The sequence below is a fragment of the Legionella pneumophila subsp. pneumophila str. Philadelphia 1 genome, from assembly GCF_000008485.1.
In the GTDB taxonomy this organism is placed as follows: Bacteria; Pseudomonadota; Gammaproteobacteria; order Legionellales; family Legionellaceae; genus Legionella; species Legionella pneumophila.
In genome coordinates this window covers 2390418-2410480 of record NC_002942.5, presented here as the reverse complement: position 1 = coordinate 2410480, position 20063 = coordinate 2390418, and the positions used below count along the sequence as shown (strand labels likewise).

Below are 20063 nucleotides of genomic sequence, written 5' to 3'. Positions count from 1 at the left end.
ACAGTATTAAGAAAGTATTAAGTGTTTAAAAGATAGGCAACATATGGAGTTGATAGCTGGAACAGAAGCGGGGGGTTTTCTCTTATTGCTCTTAAAACTCAAGCCAGAAAATGAAGAAGTCTATTCTGTCTTATAGACTTCTCCATGGGAATAGTGTGGTTTCAAAGAGTCAGGGGCAGGGTATTCGTTTTATCACAAACGTTTATCAGTAGTACGTTCGGATTCCGGCTTTTCAGAATCGATATCCGATTTTTCTGACAAGTTTTTGCGTGCTTCTCGCCAGAATCGTTGAATGGTTATTGCGGCATTGGTTCTGGCGACTACTTGAAAACGTGAATCATAGGCGTCAGTTGGTGCGGAGGGATATTTAAGCTTGGCTTCTTCGTAGTAGGACAAAACCAATCTTTTCTGAAAATGGCACCCAGGCCTTGCAAGGTCCAGAAGTTGGGCAACTGCTTCAAAGCACGAATTGGCATCAGTTTTTATCTCACCAGAAAGTATTTTTTCAACTTGTTCCAATTGTTTAAAAAACTCTTTATCAAGTTGCATGGTTCCTTCAATCAGTGTTACTGTGGCATAGAGCAGTTTTTCAAGTTCTCTTAATGGGCTTTCCCTGTTATATCCACCCAAGTCCTGATGAACACCATCGACGGACAATCCAACACCAGAGACTAATTTATCAGTGAATTCATATTCTGGCTCACCGGAATAAATGCTGTATTGCTCCATTTGCAGTGTATCTTCATCCAGTTTGGAATAATCAGGCGTCATCCAGAATTGTGTCTGTCTGAAATGTTTTTCAATATTAGCTCGTTGTTTTAGTAGTGTCAGTGCTCGCGATTGAGGTATTCCAGTCATGATATGAATGGCTTCTGCACAACTTGTAAACATGACGTTTGCCAATTCTCGCCATACCGCCTCTTTTTTAGGTTTATCCATCATGTCTCGAGTCACTTTATCCCCATAGCTGCCGAGTGTTAACTGAATAACCAGCAAATATTCTGCTATGGTATTGAGATACAAGTAATTACCAAATAATCGGCGCTTGCCGGTGAATAAAGAGTTGGCTGTACCAGATGACTTGTCAAAGAAGGTTGGGTGATATCCTCCTGTAAGCAGTTCAGAGAAATAATGTTTTGTGAAATCAGATGAAGTGAACAGGCTAGTTATGGGCAGACTGTCTCCCAAATCAGCCAGACCACTGCTGCGCAAATTGACGTATTCCACAGCTTTTTGCCATTTATCAATGCGCCCTAATTGGAACTGTAAAACATTCAAAAGTTGAACTAATGCCTGGTATCTTCCTTTGTCTTCGCGCTCGTCTTCACCAAAATGAGTATGGAAGATATCGGCTAATTGGGGAAATACGATTCCTTCGCGTAATAGAACAAAGAGATCGTGCACATTTGTTTTAACAGAAGCTGTCAGATCTTCCAAATCCTGATTTTTATCGTGTAGGTAAGTGAAATAAGACTGGGGGGCTTTATAAACATACACTTCAAGGTCTTTAGAGTCGTCTATTAAGGTTTTAAAACGCTCAAAATCTAATGATCCCCTGCTTATTTCCAAAATCTCTGATTTTTTAACAGAGTATTGTCCAAGCGGTTGTGGCAATTTGCTGTGTACATCCAAACGACGTTGATGTTTCAGCAAATAATCTGCCATTTCGAATTCTTCTTCCAAGGTGGACTTAGGCTCTCCTTTTTTTTGTACTTTGACTGCAACCACATCATTTTGGGGGGTACTAAACAGTAAAGTTCTGCCCTGGATACGCAATAACCGATCACTTGACATTTGATAACGAAAAGACGAGTCAATTGGTCCTTTTTCCTTTTTATAATGATGCTCTGATGAAAGAGTTACTTCCTTAGGTTCTGTTCTTAACAAGAGATTATCGGTCAGAGTGGAATGATAAAAGTTGGTGGATAATCTTTCACGAAACATAGGATTAAAGCTGGAGTCCTCATCATAGGAATGAGCGAGCCATGCTGTATAAATTGGGTTAGGGAAGAGAAAGACAGAGGAGTCCCTAAATTTTTGTACAAAGGCGCTTTGGTTTTTGGTTAATGGTTCCTTATGATACTCATGAATTAATGCCAGCATGAAATTGGAATGAGCACGGTTATTTTTTAAATAATGAATAATTGGGTATTCACTTTTTTCAATGAGTTCATTGATCATTTTCCATACATGGGGCTCTTTAGAGGCAAGGTAAGTGCCCAATGGCTTGGCTAATGACAGTATTTGATTTTTTTTAATTCCATCAGTCTCTGAGTTGGCAAGTGATCTAAGAAAGAGATAGTGAGAGGCGATTTGTTGTGATGGAATAGAGTTTAATTTGTTGCTTTTGATGAGTTTATCAATAGAAGTGAGATAAATCTGGACTAATTCATTTCTGGTAGCTTCAAAAGGAATTTCTTTTAATGGGATAGAGCGCCCACTTAACACCTTCACAGGTGGTGGCAGAGAGGTGTCATGAGTGCTTGTTTCACCTCGCCGGGCAAAATAATATTGTTTCACGTGACCATCCATTAGTGTTACTTTGGGGCCTTTTTGTTTGGTTGTGCTTGTAGTCGTTTCTGTTTTTATTTGGTGTTTTTTTTGTTGGTCAGGTGCGATTGTCTCGGGTTTGACAGAACCCCCAGGTTGGGTAGGAACAACCGTTTTGGTTTTGACTGAACTCTCTTCCTGGGTGGTGTCAGTGGTTTTGATTTTTGTTGAAACATCGGTTGTTTCCACCGCAGTCTCAGATGGATTATCTTCAGATTGATCAACACCAAAAAAATCAAGTACTTTCTTTATGAAACCAAACATACTGCGTCCTCATGACCTCGAAAATTATAAAATAAGCTGCCTCATAACCTCTTCATAGTTGTGCCTTTTTTTCCAAGACATCTGTATTTTCATCGTCTCTTTTTTGATTTGAAGGACAACACCAAAATACGTGTCTAAGGAGTGATAACAGGAAAGACTCATTTGCCTTGGGAGGCTCTTCTCTTATAGTGATTTGCGGTGGCAAAGCGATCACTTCATCGACATCATAGTCTTCTTTTTCTTTAACCTGATGATACCAATCGGGTGTGTCTACTTTGACCAAAGCGCCATAGCAGCCATCCACCGAAAATCCAGCTTGTGCGGTTTTTTTAGCATCGGCTTCCTGACCTTCCACTTCAAGCGGTCCTACAATCTTAAGCGCTCTTTCCACTCTATCAGACTCAATGCCCAAATGGGGCCATTCCGATGAACTGATATAAGGAACAGCCTCGCCAGTGGCAGCAAAAAGGCTGCGTGCATAATGCATAATATCTAAACCGTCTTCACGACCAAATAGTTGAATCAAGGTTGGTACGATACCTGAAACACCGCGTGAATGTCCTATAAACACTTCTACTGGGCTTTTACAGCGCATTAAATCGATCATGTGCGATAAGTGAATGAGATAGCCTTCAGCAGTTTCATCAAACCGATCGCCTATTCGATCTTCGATGCATCGAGAATAAAGGACAATTTCTTTTTCTGAAAAGAGATGGGTCAAATGTTTACGGGCGTATTCTTCGAATTGTTTAGCGCCATACAGATGATATCGGTGATAAGCATCACCATAAGAGGCCTCGCTTTCTCGTCCAGCCACAAAAAATAATTGCGCTATGTTAAGCTTTTTAAGGTCTTGCGCACTCAGATCAGCAATAGTGCGTCCGTCAGCACATCGATGAGGGTGTGGCTGTCTTTTGGCCGCTTCATACATTAATTGACTGTAAAAAAGAGTGCGCATGGTATGAGCCAAACCATGAATGGGGCGATGAAGTTTCTGATCATCTATCGTGATAAATCGTTGCAAATTATGCCCTGTGCCTGTAGCACGAGTGGCATAAGGGGTTTTATGATTGTATTCCCATTCCGGGCCTACTTCAGTGTAAGGTTTGGATAATCTCTCTTGATAGACATACTCTGCTACTTTTAATACTTCTGGATCTAAAATTATGGGCACAATAACCACCTTTTGTTTAAATTAAAACATAGCATTCTTTAATGCTACAACACGAATAATTATTATTCAACAAGTAAATTTAGTATTCCTTAAAATAAAAAGCAGCAGCTTGATGAGAAACAAATAATATGATGTTTTGCCTTCTCATCTGCCACAGCTTTGTACTATTCATTACTTCATTTAACAATTGAACAAACACTTAAAAAATACTCCTTAGAAACCATACCTTATGTCATCGCTTTCTTCCTCATCTATTGTGATGGTATGATCTTGTTTTACTGGTTCTTTCCCTATTTTAGTTGAGACTTCATCAATTAGCTTTTCAATTTCCTGGAGTTTATCGGTTGATGCTGTTTTAATCTCCAGTTGTTTTAACAATCCATGCAATTGTTCTGCATTCTCTTTTGATATTCCTAAAGCTTCTTGCAATTCAGATGGACTTCCTTTTGCTAAAAAGGCAATGACTTGATCCGTATTAAGCTTGTCATTAGTAAGTTCTGTCTTAAACGCTCTAAGAGTTTGCTCCTTCATTCTAATCTGCATTTTTTCAATATTCACATTGTCTGTAGTAAGACCTATGGTATTGGTTACAGCCCATAATCCACCTAAAAGTCCGCCTCCCTGACTATCGAGTTGTTGAAGTCTCACTCTTCTTGCTTCAGCTAAATTGTCATGGTGAATTTTACAGATATCACGTAATTGCATAATCAATGCTTCACTCTTGTATTGTAACTGTAGCATTTCTGGATAAGCCTTTTCCTGTTTATCCATTAAAGCGCTTTTATAGGCAGTAAAGTCTTCTTTTTGTTTTCTTCCCTTGTCTGAATCATCCAGAGTTTTTTCAAGTTCTGCTAAATGATCAAAACATTGTTTGATGTATGGGGATTCTTTTTCAAAAGTAGCTGGATCTTTAATTTTGTCTAGAGAACTTTTGGCAGCGCGCAATAGGATATCAGCCATGCTTTGATTATAAGTTTGCAGTTGACCTTTTAATCCATCCAAATCCGACATATCAAGAGGGTCGGTAGATCCAGCATGCTTCTTGATCCTGTCATTACGAATCAATTCCAAGGTTTCCAGATAATTATTCATTTTGGATGTCATTGATTTGATGTCATTAAAGGTAATCTTTTCCGGCATTTTTGCTAATTTTGCAACATCTTTAGACGTTTGCTCTAAAAGTTGAGTTGGCAATTTGGATTGAACGTCTTGTAATCTCTTATCCAACGCTTCTATGTCAGAAAAGTCCACTGCTTTGTCTTTGTCAGTATGCATGCGAATTTTTTCATTGCGCAAAAGGTTTAATTCTTGTTGTATGTTATTTAAATCGGCAATGGCCTTATTATAACCGTCAAGATTGGCTGGTTTGATTTTTTCAAAGTCGGTGACTCGTTTGGTCACGTCTGTGAGAAGCGTTTCATACCGTACTTTTATTTTTTCAGCATCTTGTACAATTGGAGTAGTGGTAGCGCGTTGCAGGGGCTCAAGATTTCCGGTCAGCTCTTGCTTAACACCTACAATTTGTCCTCTTAACTCTTGTCCTATTGTCTTGACCTTGCCTATTTCTTTTTCTGCAGGCAGTTTATTGAGCGCTTGCAATGCCTCTGTGACATTTTGTTTATCCAGTGCTTCACCACATTCCGTGAGAGCCGGGATAATTTGAGTTTGCAGCATGATTTTCTTTTCGATCTGTTGCTTTAATACATCCATTTGAGCTTTGGCCCTAACCGCTTCTCCTGATTTAAAAGCAGACCATTGTTTATCAGTAGGGAATTTTGCCAAGGCTTTTTGCATCATGTCCATATCGTTTGCTCTAAGCGCGATATGGCATTCCTGTAATACAGGGATGACGTGTTGGTTAAGAAAATCTCTGCGTTCCGGAGATATTTTGTTATCACTGGTTTCCAGAGAAAGGCGATGAGAGAGTCTATCAAAAACCCCTTCTCTAAGAGGCAATTTGGCTTGCCTAACCATTTCTGTTCTTAAGCTTTTTAGTTGTTCGTCGATGTTATAGCTGTCTTTATCCTTTTCAATGGCATCCAATGCCTGGGTGACTTTCTCTTTTTGCATTTTCATGAAGGGCTCAACCGCATAGCCGCTTTCATGTCGTGGTATAAAGTCAGGGCTTTTAACAGCAACCAGTGTAAAGATATACCGATCTTCTCCTGTGTCTGTTTTTCCTTCAAGAGTTACCTTGGTTGGAACTAAAGCGACATCTTCCGGCAAATAAACGGAAAATTCATCTTCGGAACCAGCCATATGGGTTCCTACTTGTTTTGGGTGCAGCAAACCATCCGGGTCAAGCATTTCAAAAATGACATTGGAGCCCCATATATCGGTTAAAAGTTTCATATTTTTGGTTGTGCTGGCACAGGTTTTGCCAGACATTTGGCTAAAATCATTTAACTTGATTTGTTTGAAGGCTTCAGCAGAGAGATCAGTAAAAAGCGTATTTTCTGTATTGGCAATAATGGCATTGGATTGATTGATTAATTTATTGGTAAATTCTTGTGGCAGATTTAATCCACGATACAGTTTTTTCGGAGCTGGGACGTGGGATGTATCTATTAATGATTTATTAGTCAAAGGCGTCATTAAGGTGGTAAACAGCACTTCTTTGAAATTGGAGCCTTTATCCCGGTTTTGTGCGATGGCATTGACTCGGCTAAAGTACCAGGCGTCATTTTGCATGAGGAAAATTAAATCATGCTTCATTTGAGTGACGTCGCCACCTTTCGTTCTTATTCTATTCTCCCAGGCGTCTCCAATTTTCACTGGAACTGCTTTGGGGTCGGTAGAATGAAACTCGGTGTTTTTCTCGTGTCGCATTAAAGTATCGATATTTTTGATGTCGGTGTCATTGAGCAGTGAGCCTACAACAGCCATATCACATTTCGCTAACAAGTCACGGAAGAATTTTTCTTCCAGTTTTTGACCATTGATGAGCACATGATCGTCATGGATGCAATCAGGATTGGCCATGATTTGTTGAATAATGCGGGCGGCCGCAATTTCATCCATATTAGGTTGTCTTCTCTCTTTCTCAGAGCTTGATTGAAAGCCATTTTTAATGGCATCCGTTTGTAGTTTTGAACGGGCTTTTTGGATAGCTCCCAGACATTTTGCAGGGTTTTGTTCACATTCTCCTGCAAATGGTGTTGGGAAATAGTAAGAGCTTGCTTCCAAACGTGTTTTGTAACCAGGGTAGGTTTGCTGCACATCAGGAAAAGCGTAGTATTCCTTTATGGTTAGGAATCGTTCGTTATCTTTCAGTTTATAGTCACGATTGACAGCTTTTGGTAAGTCTTTCTTGGAAGCTGGTACCTTATCATCAACAATAACAAATTTCTCCCCGCTATAAGGATTTTCATAAGGTCCACCTCTACTGGGGTCATCAATTGCTTCAGGGTTAACTAAGGGAACAACAGCGCCTGTGGCAAAGAAAAAATCTCGATGGGCCTTGAGGACCACTTCAGCACCTTTTGAACCGACGGTACCTTTCAGTGTATTGTAGGTACGTTCCAATGCGACTTCGGCAGGTGCTTTAGTCCTCATTAAATCGACCATATGGCCTTGATTTATCAGGATATGTGCCGGGGTGGCATCCCATTCATGATTTTTATCCAGAATAATCGCAGCATAGAAATCGACTTCTTTTTGATCTTTAAATATTTTGCCGATGAGCTTGTTATCTTCAACGTATTTCCTGAACGCTTGCTCACTTTTCTCATGATATTCCGCGTAAAAATTTCTCTTGTGGACGTCATCATAGCCGGAACGCTCATCATCCCTTCCTACCACAAAAAAGGCTTGTGCGATGAGAATTTTTTTCAGTTCTTCTGGTGTTACATCAGCTAAAGTCTGACCATTTTTTGCTTTACCTAATGTTTCTCCTCTCAGTTGAGCTTTACGTGCTTCTTCTATCATCACCTCGGCACAAGCCATTGTTCTTACCGTATGAGCAAGACCATGAGGTCCTCGATCGGGCCCTTCATTTGGAGGAAGTCGTCCTTCTTCCGGTGCTTTTGGATTTTTTAATGGGCCAGGATATGGTTTTCCTAAATACTCTTTATGAACATACTTTATGGTGTCTAGAACATCATCGTCATTCTCTAATAACTTACTGTCTAAAGAATGCTTGGGAGCTACTTGTGGTGCAGTAGGTTTTGTAGAAACTTCCTTAGGAGCTGTGTCTTTGATTGGAGAAACAGGAGAGGGTATCTCTATGTGCAAATCTTTTTCAGTGGTTTGTCTTAATGCTTTCGCATCGGGTTGGGGGTCACCTTCTGGAAATTTATCAGCAACAGCTTTTAGCCAGCCGGTAATTTTCAGATAACCATTATCGGTTAATTCATCCTTCATTGCATCCGTTGTGATTTGACCCAAAGTTTCTAAATTGGGAGGATTATCCTTACTGAGTTCAGAACGTGCCTTTAATCCAACAGAGGCTACCCAATAGCCACATAGCCCCTTGTTTAGGCCGGGCTCATTGGGGATAACAGAAAGAGTAGAGGCTATGGGTAATTGGGCTAATAAAGTATTTTTATAGCCTTCGCCTGATGTTTTACCCAGTGGGTCAAAGAGAAAATATTGGTTACCAGGCCCTTTGATTAACATGATCCAGTGACCAGAATCTCTTCTGGGGCCTACTCCTGTTAAAACAGGCATGAAGCCTTGTCTGTTCAGGGCCTCTGTGTCAATAGTCGGTACTCCATTATAAATGCTACCGCTGGTGATATCGCCATGCCCCATACGAGCAAAAATAGCATGCATACCTTCTTGAGTTAATTCTACCCCTTCTACGTATTTAGGCATTTTACTTTCTCCCAAACTGATGTTTGTACATGCAAATACTGATTCTAATGGATACGAATATTCACACTTTGTATACTTAATTATAGGATAATAGTTTTAAGGAAATATTAAGTGTTTAAAATTAGTCTTTTGATTTTTTGTGATTGGGGAATTTGATAGACAGTAAGAGCTTTCTATTTTAAAAATAAGCCAAGAGGAGTTGATACAATGATATAAGACTTTAATGTTTTAATAGTTATAAGTTTTTCTTAGGATTATATTAACAGTTTACAGGCTGATATCAGGTTACTTTATGCCCGTATGAAACCTTCCGATTGGTGTGTCCAGTAGTTATAATAGGCTCCTTTTTTTTCTAATAGTTCGGTATGTGTTCCATTCTCGATGATCTTGCCATCTTCTAAAACTAGAATTCTATCCATTGCTTTGAGCGTTGATAGACGGTGCGCGATCACTAAAGCAGTTTTATCTGCTAACAAATTTTGTAAGCCATCTTGAATTGCCTGTTCAGTACTGGAGTCTAAGGCTGATGTCGCTTCATCAAGTAACAAGATAGGTGCATTTTTGAGAATAGCTCGGGCAAATGCAATACGCTGTCTTTGTCCACCTGATAATTTTACGCCTTGCTCGCCAATAATAGTGTCATAATGTTGTGGGAGTTCAGAGATAAACTCATGGCAGTGTGCTTTCTTTGCAGCTAAAATCACATCTGATTTATCAAAATTATTGCAACCGTAGGTGATATTATCATAAATGCTACGATGAAAAAGTGTTAAATGCTGTGGCACTATTGCAATCTGAGAGCAAAGTGATTTTTTAGTGTAGGCATTTATTGGCAAGTCATCTATTGCAATGACACCTTTTTCTACATTGTATAATCGCATCAATAATTTGAATAATGTGGTTTTACCAGCCCCTGAACTACCTACAATTCCTATTTTCTGCTTTGCTGGAATCGTTAAATTAAAATTTAGAAAAATTGGCGGTTGATTGGGATAAGCAAATGAAATGTCATGAAATTGAATTTCACCATTATTAATTTGATGTGCTTGAGCATTTGCGTTATCAGTAATCGTATGTTGATCTCCCAATAAGCTCAACCCTTCATTTAAACGCCCGGCATTAGTAACAAAATCGAGAAAGCATTTCCCAAGGCTGCTTGTGAGGCCTGCAATAGCAGTAACTGATGTCATAACAAAAACAATGTCGCCTACACTGACATAACCATAATTATACCCAAGCACTGAGCCTATTAAAAAGAAAGCGACGAGGATATTCATTGCAATGTGCTGTACCAGCATGACTTTTGTCATGTGGCGCTGCAAATTGCGATCATTTTGAACCATATCCTGAATGTCTGTATCCAGATTACCAAGTTCAAAAGACATTTCAGCATTGTAGATTACTGTGTGGATGTTATTGACCACATCGACTACCTTACCGTTGACTTTACTATTGGAATTCGCAAAGAGCATTGCTTTATCATTACCAATTTTGGCGGAATGGTATGAATAAATAATAAGTATAGCTCCCCAGAGCCAGAGAACCACTCCAAAATACGGAACGACTAAGGACAATAATATACCTGTTAGGATAATTGCTAATGATTGTGGGTAAATAATGGTAAATAAATTAAAAATAAGTGGCTCAATACTAGAACTGGCATTGGTAATTTTGTTTGTTAAATAACCGGAGTGCTTATCTTCAAAATAACCGATCGATTGATTGCCCAGGTGATTAAATAGTTGTTTAATCAGTTTGGCTTTTTTTTCGGGAATACTGGTAAGTGAAAACAAACCATGAACGTAATATCCCAAGCTTCGCAAAACATGAATTGCAACATAAAGAATTAATGAGGTTAGGATTAAGCTAAAGGTGTCGAACTGTTTAGGATTTTGAAATTTTATTTCATCTATGATTTGCCCAAGTAAGTAGGACATATAAGGTAGAGTAAATGCCCAAAAAAGGCCAAATAAAATAAAAAATGCTGTATTCCAGCGGTATTCAGCCATATATGAGAACAAGATTCTTAAGAAGGTTGGTGGTTTATTACCGCTGGATAAACTACAATTGTTTGGAGTTTTGGGCATAACATTTCCTTCAAACTTTAAAATTTGTTCCACCTCATATGGCGGAGTGCTCTCAATTCATTTGCAAAAATCGATAACCAACATCGATATCTCAATAGTATTTATTCTTTAACTCCAAGTGGATTTGTTCGATTAAGTTGGAATTTTATTGTTTTTTACATCTTGCAAATAATCTACCACATTATCGAATTCTTTCTGATTAAATGAGTAACCAAAATAACTTGAAATTTTTATCGCTAGGTCATTGAATATTTCACACATTTTGAATAATGAAGCCCACATGTTCTTATAATCAGCATCAACGTAGGTTTTGAGGAATTCTTGCCGGAGCTCGAGCTCAAGGTGGTTTTCAATATATTTTCCATAAGTTCCCATCGGTTGACTAAAGTTGGTTTGAATTCCTGCATACCACATGAGCATTTTAATTAACTCTTCTTTAACTATCTGCTCTGAAACGTGTTTTGCATAGATGAGTTGTTTTCTCCAGAGTCCTTTGGCAACGTAAGTGCTTACCCATAAGAATTCATTACAACAGTTAACAAAATCTTTTTCTGTAGGGGGGCTTGGTAAGTAATCTTCATCAGTAGGTTCGCCAAAAGGTGCAATTAAATTGTCTTTATCAAGCAATAAGAGACTTTGACTGTCTCTAGGCATAGTTTCCAGTTGATCGATGTGTAACAAGGTTAAATCAATCCTATTCCAATCTTTAAATTGCATCAGATAAGTATATTTACCTTTAAATTTTGGCCATTGCCCATCCATTTCATCAGGTGTTTGCATGATAAGTAATTCACCAAACTGATTAATCCAATTTTTATCATGAACAAATGATTCTATTTCAGTTACCAGATACACAATATCATAATCCTGAAAAATATCTTTTTTCGCTGAAGGGCTTGCTCGAGAGCCATTCATAATCACAATTTTAATCCTCTCATCGTCATTAGCTATTTTGATGATGAGTGTAAGCATTGTTTGTTCATCACGTCGATTTTTCATATTTCTGGATTATGGCCTTTTTAAATTTAAATTCTAGAATAGCTATTAGGGTTTGCTGTTAAAGTCTCTGGTTCATCATGTTCTCGCTAATGGTATTCTGGATAGCTTCGTTCCATTTCAGCCCCAATCCAACTGTATCATGAGCTACTCTCGCTTGTCCTGTGGTAATAGAAGCTCGGTCTTGTCCAGTAGAATCGCGTTTCTTAAAAAAAAGTTGCGAATTTGCCGAGGTATTTAGGTCTGAAAGAGATTTTGCTTGTGAAGATTGTTGATATGAGTCGACCAGTTTGACATACCTTTGATAATTTAATATTTGAAAATTAAAAGCAACTTTAGCATTTATCTTTGTTATTTCCAGAAATTTTTCATAGCTATCAATTAAATCCAGACCCAATTGAGTTTGTGTCATATTATCAGCAACAGCATAGTTAATTTTAGAGAGTTCTAATAGTTTTTCATAGGAATCAACCATCATAACCCCGGATGAAGTGCCTGTGATATACTCTGCAATCGCGGGATTAATTTTTGATTTTTCCAATAACTCTCCATAAGATTTGACGCTGTCAAATCTTGTAGGGGTATTTTTTTTTACAAAATCATTTTTTAATGTTTCGATTAAATCCAAAATATAGCATGACATTATCTTTTAACCCCTTATATTTAAAGTAATTTGTGGTGGAAAAGAACGAACCTCTGGAGGCCCGGTTCCATAGACTTAATTTAACATAACAAATTAATTAGAAGGGTTTTTAGATATTAGTCAATTTTCGAATTGTTTTTCTGTGTATGTTTTTATCCAATAAGACATCATTTGGCCAATGATATGGCCAAAATGAATGAAGAATTAATATACCAGCCCCATCCTCATTTCAATTAAGAGTAGTCGGGTGCTTTTTGATGAGTAAAGACAAGTTCTATTTCCCTCGCCGTTTCTTTAATCAGCTTTCTGATTTCGTTTTTTGAAATGTTTTTGTCCATGGCATCAAGCGCTTTATGTGGATCCAGCCAGAGACGCGTAACAAAATCAGGAAGTGGTGAGTGTTCAGCAAATGAGGTAGCATTAATATCCATCTCTGAAAGTTCTTGAAGACTTTTCAGTTTGGTATGGCTTTCATCATCAGTTTTCAGCCATTCGTTGATAATTTTTTCGAGAGAGTCTTGTAACAATCTCATTACATTTTTTTTCTGGTAATCTTTAAAAAAAGTTCCAGCTGCTTTTTCGCGACTCATCATAAATCAAACTCCTTCGTTATTTTCAAACACCCATTAATACAATTTTAGAACAATTTATAATTTAATTGATTTTTATTGTTTTATTGATTAGCTTGGCCCCTTTTTATACCTGCTACTGTCAGTCATTTCTTGTTCTTTCTTATCGACATTTTTCCAAAATAAAGAGGGGCTTGATTCAGGCTTGATGTCTAATAGGCTCTCCAGGTGTTCGGTCATTGCCAATTTTGCTCTATTTCTATAATTTTCTACTTTATCTGATGGATTTTCTCCTGGATGGGTATCAATAAATTCTTGCGTTTCCTGTAAATTCTTTAATGCCAATTCAGGGTTAATTTCAGTTATTTTGAACTTTACTCGTAATGGTTGTCTTTTTTCATTAAGGTGGGCGCAAAAAAATGCTTCCCGGCCTCGCTTTGAAAAAAATTCTGCATAAATATCCGAGCGTTCTTTCGTGTTTGTTGTTTTTCCCAGTACAGCTAATTTTTCAATATACTTGTCGATGCCAATTCGCGACAGGTATTCATCTTTATCGCTGACAAACCAATCCTGTAAAGTGTGTGAACCAAAGTAAGCTTGATAAGGATAGAATTGGCGTGGTGATTCACCCAGCGTTTGAGGGATATATATTGTAAAAGAATGCGACCCGATCCAAAAATCGAATCTCTCTTTTTGTTCGTTAAAGATATCTACGATCTCACTTATTGCAAAATCCTCAGGTTTTTCAGGCTCTTCAAGAACAAAAGGATCACAAAGACTATATTCTGCTGAGTCTCCAATTGCGTTGAATAACTGCGTACATTTTTTTTTACCTGGTCCAAGGTTAAAAAGATTACCCATCTTGTCAATAAAATATAATTTATTTTCTAATAGGTAAATTTTATTCTTCACAGCGGTTTCCGGATTGAAATTCTCGTTTTTTGTTTTGACCAATACAATGGGAGGGTCTTCTCTGTCAATTTCAAATCGTATTAATAGGTTAGTGCTGGATGGGGCTGTATTTTCTAAAACATTTTTTAGATTGTCTCCATCTGCTGATAATGCTTCATATTTGGTGAAATGGAATTTTTCCGCTTCAATTTTTCCTAAAAGCAATTCACACACATCATTACTGGCTTGGCCACAACTCTGAGTGGGTTCAGTCATCATATGACATACCTTTGAAACCTCCTTTGCAATTTGTTGCTTAAGGTTCCCTGTTTTATTAATGCTGGGGATAGATCGCTCTGCCTGCATTTGTCCTAACACCTCAGCAGGGACACCAGTCATCATGACTCCATAGCTTTGGGACATGCTTTTCAACTTTTTGTGTACCATGAAACCCGGCGATTCCAGTTTTATTTTTGTCATATTAATGCCACGCACAATCAAAGTGATATATTATAGGTCAATATCATTTGATTATAAACAGTTCAAGTGACAAATACACAAAGCCGATTCGATTTATCACTTATCACGAAGAACTAACCCGTATTGTTCATCCCAGGCTTTTTGAGCTGTTTCTGATTCAGCCTTGATTTCTGCCAGCTGCTCTGATGGTAATGTTTTAAAATACTCCACTAACTTTTCACGATCCTTTCCAGAGAGGGTATCTGCTTCTTTTGCAAGAATCTTGAGGTTTTCCATCGTAATGACTGATGAGATCATTTTATCTATTCTACTGGTTGTATCTAAGTTTTTGCTAAAGAAAGATTGTGTGTTTTTTTCTTTATAGGGGGTTACTGATTCTTTTCGATGAGTCGGCTCTATTAGAAGTCGCATCTCAAGTTGTTTAGTCATCGCTTCTTGCGCTTTTATTTTATAAAGTTCGCATTGATCTTTCGCGTTTTCGCCAGGATAATTCGTATCAATAAACTCTTGAACTTCTTCTAAATTTTGCAATGCTATTTCTGGATTAACTTCAGTGACTTTAAATTTGACTCGTAATGGCGAGAATTTTTCGTTCATCCCGGTACAAAAAACATGTTCTTTTCCTGGAGGAGAAAATAGTTCTCCATAAATGCTGGAGCGTATTTTGCTATCGGTTGTTGTGCCTAATAGAGCCAGTTTTTCGATATAGCCATCGATACCCAAGCGTGATAATTTTTCATCTTTATCACCGGAAAACCATTGTTGCAAAGTATGGCTGGTCCAATATGCCTGGTAAGGATATAATGTGCGTGTGTCTTCGCTGTCCGATTCAGGAACAAATATAGTAAAAGAATGGGTTGCTGTCCAACAATCTATGTTTTTCATTTTAGCTTTAACTATCTCACCCATTTCAAACATGGCCGCTTCCTCAGCACTTTCTTCCGGATCAATATACTCATCATAAAGAATATAATTTTGATAAAAAGGGGTGGTAATAGCATTAAATAGTCTATGACATGTGTCTGATGTCTGTCCAAGGTCGATGACTTTTCCAAATATATCGAGATATACCAGCTGATCTTCCAGTAGATAAATTTTATTTTTTTCCGCGGTCTCGGGATTAAACTCCTCTCTTTTTATTTTTTGGTATTTTTGAGGAGCATTAAATCGATCCATTTCAACCCTGACCAGTAAATTTTTATTGGGTAGAGAACCTTTCAAATTACTGCCATCCCCAGATAATACTTGATAGCTTGATTTTTCGAATTCGCTCGCTCCTTCTGTTCCTAAAAGTAAATCACACACTTCATTGCTCGCTTTTCCGCAGCTGTTTGTGGGTTGAGTCATTTCAGATTTTCGAACTACTTCAGCAATATTTTCTTTCATATTTCCCATTTTTTTTACATATCCAACCGAAATTTCTGCCTCATTTTGCCCTAATATTTCGGCAGGAATACCGGTTATCATCGTTCCATAATTCTTGACCATATGTTTGATTTTTTCATGAACATGCAAACCCGTTTTTTCAAGCTTGGAAGTTGTCATATTAACCTCACTGATAGATACCCTATATTTAATTGTAGATTAAAATAAACTTTGTACACTTTGGTTTTGTATGTGTTTTTTTGTATTATTTTTATATATTTGATTGACGATAAGATCTTAAATCGATAGGGCGACTATTGAAGAAAAATTGCTGAGAGGGGATCGAACCACTAAAGCAAGCGTTGTACTGGCTGAAAGAGGTTCATCTTTTTGTTGGTGGTTGCAAGCAATTATCGAAACCAGGCTTTCCTAATTAGTAAGGTCTCAAATCCTCGATTATAATTAGTAGTAGGGTTAATTGGCTATTCATACCCTGTGTTGAAAATTGTACATTGGATTCATGGCCAGCCTCGCAAAGACTTGTGTAATGCTTTATAGTCAATAGGCCTTACATAGAGGAAGGAGGATGCTCTATGCGAAGGGAAAATACGAAATCAAATATAGATTTTAAATCTATATTTGATTCCCTGCCGGATTTATACCTTTTATTGGACAGGGATTTTAATATCGTCGGAGTCAGTGATGCCTACTTACAGGCAACAATGGTGAGTCGCAAACAAATTTTGGGAAAAAATGTCTTCGATGCTTTTCCTGATAATCCAAACGATCCAAAGGCAACAGGTGCTAAGAACCTATATGCATCGCTACTAAGGGTTCTAAAAAACAAATCAGCAGATACAATGGCTATACAAAAATATGATATTCAGAGACCTGCAGATCGAGGAGGGGGATTTGAAGAACGTTATTGGAGCCCTATTAATACTCCGGTTTTAGGGGCTGATCAGGAAGTGGAATATATTATTCATCGTGTGGAGGATGTTACGGAATTTGTCCACTTAAAAAAAACTGGTTCAGCGCAGCTGAAGCTGATGGAAGAACTGCGTACCAAGGCTGGGGAAATGGAGATTGAAATCTATCAGCGTGCCCAGGAAATTCAGGAAGCAAACAAGCAGTTGGAAGAGGCTAATAAAAATCTGGCTAGACTTGATCAAATCAAAACCCAATTTTTCGCTAATGTCAGTCATGAACTTCGTACCCCATTAATGCTGATACTAGATCCTCTGGAAATGTTGCTTGCTGAAAAAAAGCTTCCCTCATTTGTTCAGAATACATTAAGGCGCATACAAAATAATGCTCAAATTTTACTAAAACATGTCAATGATTTGCTGAATATATCAAAGCTGGATGCTGGCAAAATGATTCTTCATTATGCCAATATTGATTTGGTAAAATTAATTCAACAGACAATTGCATTGTTTGAGGCTCAGATTCCCGAACGCAAGCTTGTTTTTTCAATGGATTTGCCTGATGAATTGCAAGCACAAATAGATCCCGACAAAATCCAGCATGTTTTAATCAATATTTTGTCAAATGCCATAAAATTCACACCACAAAATGCGAAAGTAAGGATTAGATTAGTGCAAATCAATCCTGAAACATGCAGGCTTCAGATAGAAGATAATGGACCGGGTATTCCTTCTGATCTTTGTGAAACTATATTCGAGCGTTTTTTTCAGATTGAGGAATCTACAACTCGTACGGTAGGGGGAACTGGGTTGGGTTTATCGATTGCAAAAGATTTCGTTGAGTTACATGGGGGTTCAATTTTGGCAGGGAATGCTAGAAATGGCGGTGCCATTTTTACCATTGAGTTACCACTAAAAGCGCCTCAAAATGCAAAGGTTTATTCTTCCTATAGCCAGCTATTATTGGGGGAAAAAGAAATAAGCGCGAGTCTTGCTGAATTCAGAAATAAAGTAAAACCAATTAAGGAGGGGGCTGAAGAGTATTTTGAACAGGATTATTACGATAGACCGCTGATCCTGGTAGTAGAAGACAATCAGGAGATGAATCATTTTATTTGTAAAATATTGAACACTTTTTATCGTACTGAAAGTGCTTTTGATGGTCGGGAGGGGTTGCAAAAATCGCTTGCTTTACATCCAGATCTCATTGTTAGTGATATTATGATGCCTCATATGAGCGGTGTCGAAATGGTGCATGCTATTAGAGAACACCCCCTGCTATTGAAAACTCCAATTATTATTTTAACTGCCAAAGCAGACGATGAATTAACTGCACGTATGTTGGAAGAAGGGGCTCAGGATTATGTGATAAAACCATTCTCGGCCAAGGAATTTAAAGCCAGAGTTGCTAATTTGATTTTGGTGAAGAAAGCTGAAGATGAGCTGGATCAATTTGTCTATCACGCATCACATGATTTAAAAGCGCCTCTGCCTGCTATGGAGCATTTGATCTCATGGATTGAAGAAGATCTGGGTGAAATGCTTTCTGAACAATCTAAAAAATATTTACTGCTCTTGCGTCAACGTGCTTCACGAATGTCAAAGTTGCTCGATGGATTGCTTAAATACGCTCAATCAGGATATGTTTTTGATAAGGTTCGTACAATTCACACTGATAGATTGATTACTGATATCATAAAGAAATTGAATCCTCCGCAGACTGTCACGTTTCAACTCGAAGATACACTACCAGTATTGAATACTTGCGAGCTTCCTTTGAGAGAGGTTTTTACAGCGCTTCTCGATAACAGTATCAGGCATCATCACCGTAAAGATGGACATATCATCATTGGTACAAAAGAAAAGGATCGGTTTTATGAGTTTTTTGTAGCGGATGATGGCCCTGGAATAGAAAAAAAATATCAAGACAGAATTTTTCAATTATTTCAGACCTTACAACCCAGGGACAAACTTGAAACAAGTGGTGTAGGTCTGAGCATTGCTAAGAAAATAGTCGAGTTTCAAGGAGGTAAAATTTCTGTGGAATCAGAAAAAAACAAAGGCAGCGTCTTTCGTTTTTTATGGCCAAAAGATAAGGAGATTGGCGATGCGTGCTAAGAATGATGAGTGTACCCATGTTTTATTGGTTGATGATGATGAAGTCGATTTAATGTCTGTTCAAAGAGCGCTGACAAAATTGAGTATTCCAGTTTGTTTTCATATAGCTCGTGATGGTGTTGAAGCTCTCGAACAACTCTCTGGAAATATCAAAGCGACCAAGCCTAAAATCATCATCCTTGATATCATGATGCCAAAAATGAATGGTATAGAATTTCTCAGAGAATTGCGTTCTCATATTCATTATAATCCGATTAAGGTTGTTATCTTCACGACATCAAGTAATATCCGGGATAAGCAGGCAACAACAGGTTTGGATATAGCAGGATATTTTGTAAAAGACTCTCAATTTAATGAGTTTGTTTATTGCTGCAAACACTTGCTGGAAAAAAAATCACATCTATCATAGACCAGACGCGATCTGTTTAATTTAACAGCTTTAACAAACAAGGCACTTGCTCTGTGCTATTTTTTCTTCTTGCATTCCCCTAATTAAGGCGCGTATTTGTTTTTTTTCCTTATCCTTGAAGGCTGGATTTGCCAGTTGCTTTTTAAGAAGAGAGATAGGTGAATCACCATAGTTATCTTTAAAATTGGGATCGAAAGTGTATTTTCTCCAGAGGTAATTTGCAGTTTGATATGCTTTTCCTTCGATAGCTGCAAGTAAAGGCGTTCTATTTAAGTGGTAGCTATTGGTCTGGGTTGGATCGATTCCTTTTTTTAGAATCTTTTTGACCTCTTCCAGGTTATTGCTTCTTGCCGCCACCATAAGATTTCCCCATAGCTCTCGCTTTATATGCTGTTGTCTTAGTTGATGCAGCTCCAGATGTTTATCATTAGCCAAGCGATTAAAAAATTGACATGTCTGAGCTATACGAGCTAGTGTGTTTGCTTTTAAGAAACTCAATGTATTGACAATTGTTTCCTCAGGAAGATCAGAAAAAAAATTCTTTTTCATAGCAGCAAATAGTGATGATTAAAAGTTTAATAATTTTACACTATGTTTATTAACTGAATATTAAGTCATTGCTTCACTTTTTTGCTAACCAGGATTTAATGAAAGGAGAACAGAATCAGAATAGGCAAATACAAGATACAATTGCATTTTTATATATCAAAAAGAATTATTTATATGCAAAATAACCTATAATCAAGTTAGTGTCAGTTTTGGGATGTGAAGACAGG

12 protein-coding genes are annotated in these 20063 nt (G+C 37.8%); 2 read left to right on the top strand and 10 right to left on the bottom strand.

Annotated features, from left to right (window positions below):
* Positions 1-192: 192 nt before the first annotated feature.
* The 9 genes from sidJ to mavC form a co-directional block, all read right to left on the bottom strand.
* A complete protein-coding gene (gene sidJ / locus LPG_RS10830; RefSeq protein ID WP_010947866.1) occupies positions 193-2814 on the bottom strand; it encodes a T4SS meta-effector polyglutamylase SidJ in 2622 nt (873 codons plus the stop codon).
* 52 nt (positions 2815-2866) lie between these two features.
* Positions 2867-3988: a Dot/Icm T4SS effector deubiquitinase DupA/LaiE gene (gene dupA, locus LPG_RS10825; RefSeq protein WP_015444210.1), complete on the bottom strand. Its 1122-nt coding sequence runs from the start codon at positions 3986-3988 to the stop codon at positions 2867-2869.
* A 213-nt stretch (positions 3989-4201) separates the two neighbouring features.
* Positions 4202-8803, bottom strand: a complete 4602-nt coding sequence (sdeC, locus tag LPG_RS10820) for a Dot/Icm T4SS effector SdeC/LaiC (protein ID WP_010947864.1) — start codon at positions 8801-8803, stop codon at positions 4202-4204.
* A 290-nt stretch (positions 8804-9093) separates the two neighbouring features.
* Entirely contained in the window at positions 9094-10890 is a 1797-nt protein-coding gene (locus LPG_RS10815) for an ABC transporter ATP-binding protein (protein WP_015444213.1), read from the bottom strand.
* Between the two features lie 132 nt (positions 10891-11022).
* Positions 11023-11889 carry an aminoglycoside 6-adenylyltransferase gene (locus tag LPG_RS10810; RefSeq protein ID WP_010947862.1) on the bottom strand — a complete coding sequence of 289 codons (867 nt, stop codon included), beginning with the start codon at positions 11887-11889 and terminating at the stop codon, positions 11023-11025.
* Positions 11890-11947: 58 nt separating this feature from the next.
* Positions 11948-12529: a hypothetical protein gene (locus LPG_RS10805; protein ID WP_010947861.1), complete on the bottom strand. Its 582-nt coding sequence runs from the start codon at positions 12527-12529 to the stop codon at positions 11948-11950.
* 233 nt (positions 12530-12762) lie between these two features.
* A complete protein-coding gene (locus LPG_RS10800) occupies positions 12763-13122 on the bottom strand; it encodes a lpg2149 family Dot/Icm T4SS effector (RefSeq protein WP_010947860.1) in 360 nt (119 codons plus the stop codon).
* A gap of 87 nt (positions 13123-13209) precedes the next feature.
* Positions 13210-14490 carry a lpg2148 family Dot/Icm T4SS effector gene (locus LPG_RS10795; RefSeq protein ID WP_010947859.1) on the bottom strand — a complete coding sequence of 427 codons (1281 nt, stop codon included), beginning with the start codon at positions 14488-14490 and terminating at the stop codon, positions 13210-13212.
* 75 nt (positions 14491-14565) lie between these two features.
* Entirely contained in the window at positions 14566-16014 is a 1449-nt protein-coding gene (gene mavC, locus LPG_RS10790; protein ID WP_010947858.1) for a Dot/Icm T4SS effector MavC, read from the bottom strand.
* Between the two features lie 413 nt (positions 16015-16427).
* Here mavC and LPG_RS10785 point away from each other — a divergent pair, with 413 nt between their 5' ends.
* Both LPG_RS10785 and LPG_RS10780 read left to right on the top strand, forming a co-directional pair.
* Positions 16428-18878 (top strand): hybrid sensor histidine kinase/response regulator, encoded by a 2451-nt coding sequence (locus LPG_RS10785; protein WP_010947857.1) that lies wholly within the window; start codon positions 16428-16430, stop codon positions 18876-18878.
* Entirely contained in the window at positions 18868-19287 is a 420-nt protein-coding gene (locus LPG_RS10780) for a response regulator (protein WP_015444215.1), read from the top strand. Before LPG_RS10785 ends, LPG_RS10780 begins: the two co-directional genes overlap by 11 nt.
* 30 nt (positions 19288-19317) lie before the next feature.
* Here LPG_RS10780 and ankB read toward each other — a convergent pair whose 3' ends face one another.
* Complete coding sequence (gene ankB / locus LPG_RS10775; RefSeq protein ID WP_010947855.1) at positions 19318-19836, bottom strand: F-box-like domain-containing protein; 519 nt, start codon at positions 19834-19836, stop codon at positions 19318-19320.
* Positions 19837-20063: the final 227 nt, after the last annotated feature.

Bases quoted from the DNA above. Each gene is read 5' to 3' on its own strand.
- sidJ (WP_010947866.1), bottom strand. From the start codon at position 2,814: ATGTTTGGTTTCATAAAGAAAGTACTTGATTTTTTTGGTGTTGATCAA.
- sdeC (WP_010947864.1), bottom strand. From the start codon at position 8,803: ATGCCTAAATACGTAGAAGGGGTAGAATTAACTCAAGAAGGTATGCAT.
- LPG_RS10815 (WP_015444213.1), bottom strand. From the start codon at position 10,890: ATGCCCAAAACTCCAAACAATTGTAGTTTATCCAGCGGTAATAAACCA.
- LPG_RS10810 (WP_010947862.1), bottom strand. From the start codon at position 11,889: ATGAAAAATCGACGTGATGAACAAACAATGCTTACACTCATCATCAAA.
- LPG_RS10805 (WP_010947861.1), bottom strand. From the start codon at position 12,529: ATGTCATGCTATATTTTGGATTTAATCGAAACATTAAAAAATGATTTT.
- LPG_RS10800 (WP_010947860.1), bottom strand. From the start codon at position 13,122: ATGATGAGTCGCGAAAAAGCAGCTGGAACTTTTTTTAAAGATTACCAG.
- mavC (WP_010947858.1), bottom strand. From the start codon at position 16,014: ATGACAACTTCCAAGCTTGAAAAAACGGGTTTGCATGTTCATGAAAAA.
- LPG_RS10785 (WP_010947857.1), top strand. From the start codon at position 16,428: ATGCGAAGGGAAAATACGAAATCAAATATAGATTTTAAATCTATATTT.
- LPG_RS10780 (WP_015444215.1), top strand. From the start codon at position 18,868: ATGCGTGCTAAGAATGATGAGTGTACCCATGTTTTATTGGTTGATGAT.
- ankB (WP_010947855.1), bottom strand. From the start codon at position 19,836: ATGAAAAAGAATTTTTTTTCTGATCTTCCTGAGGAAACAATTGTCAAT.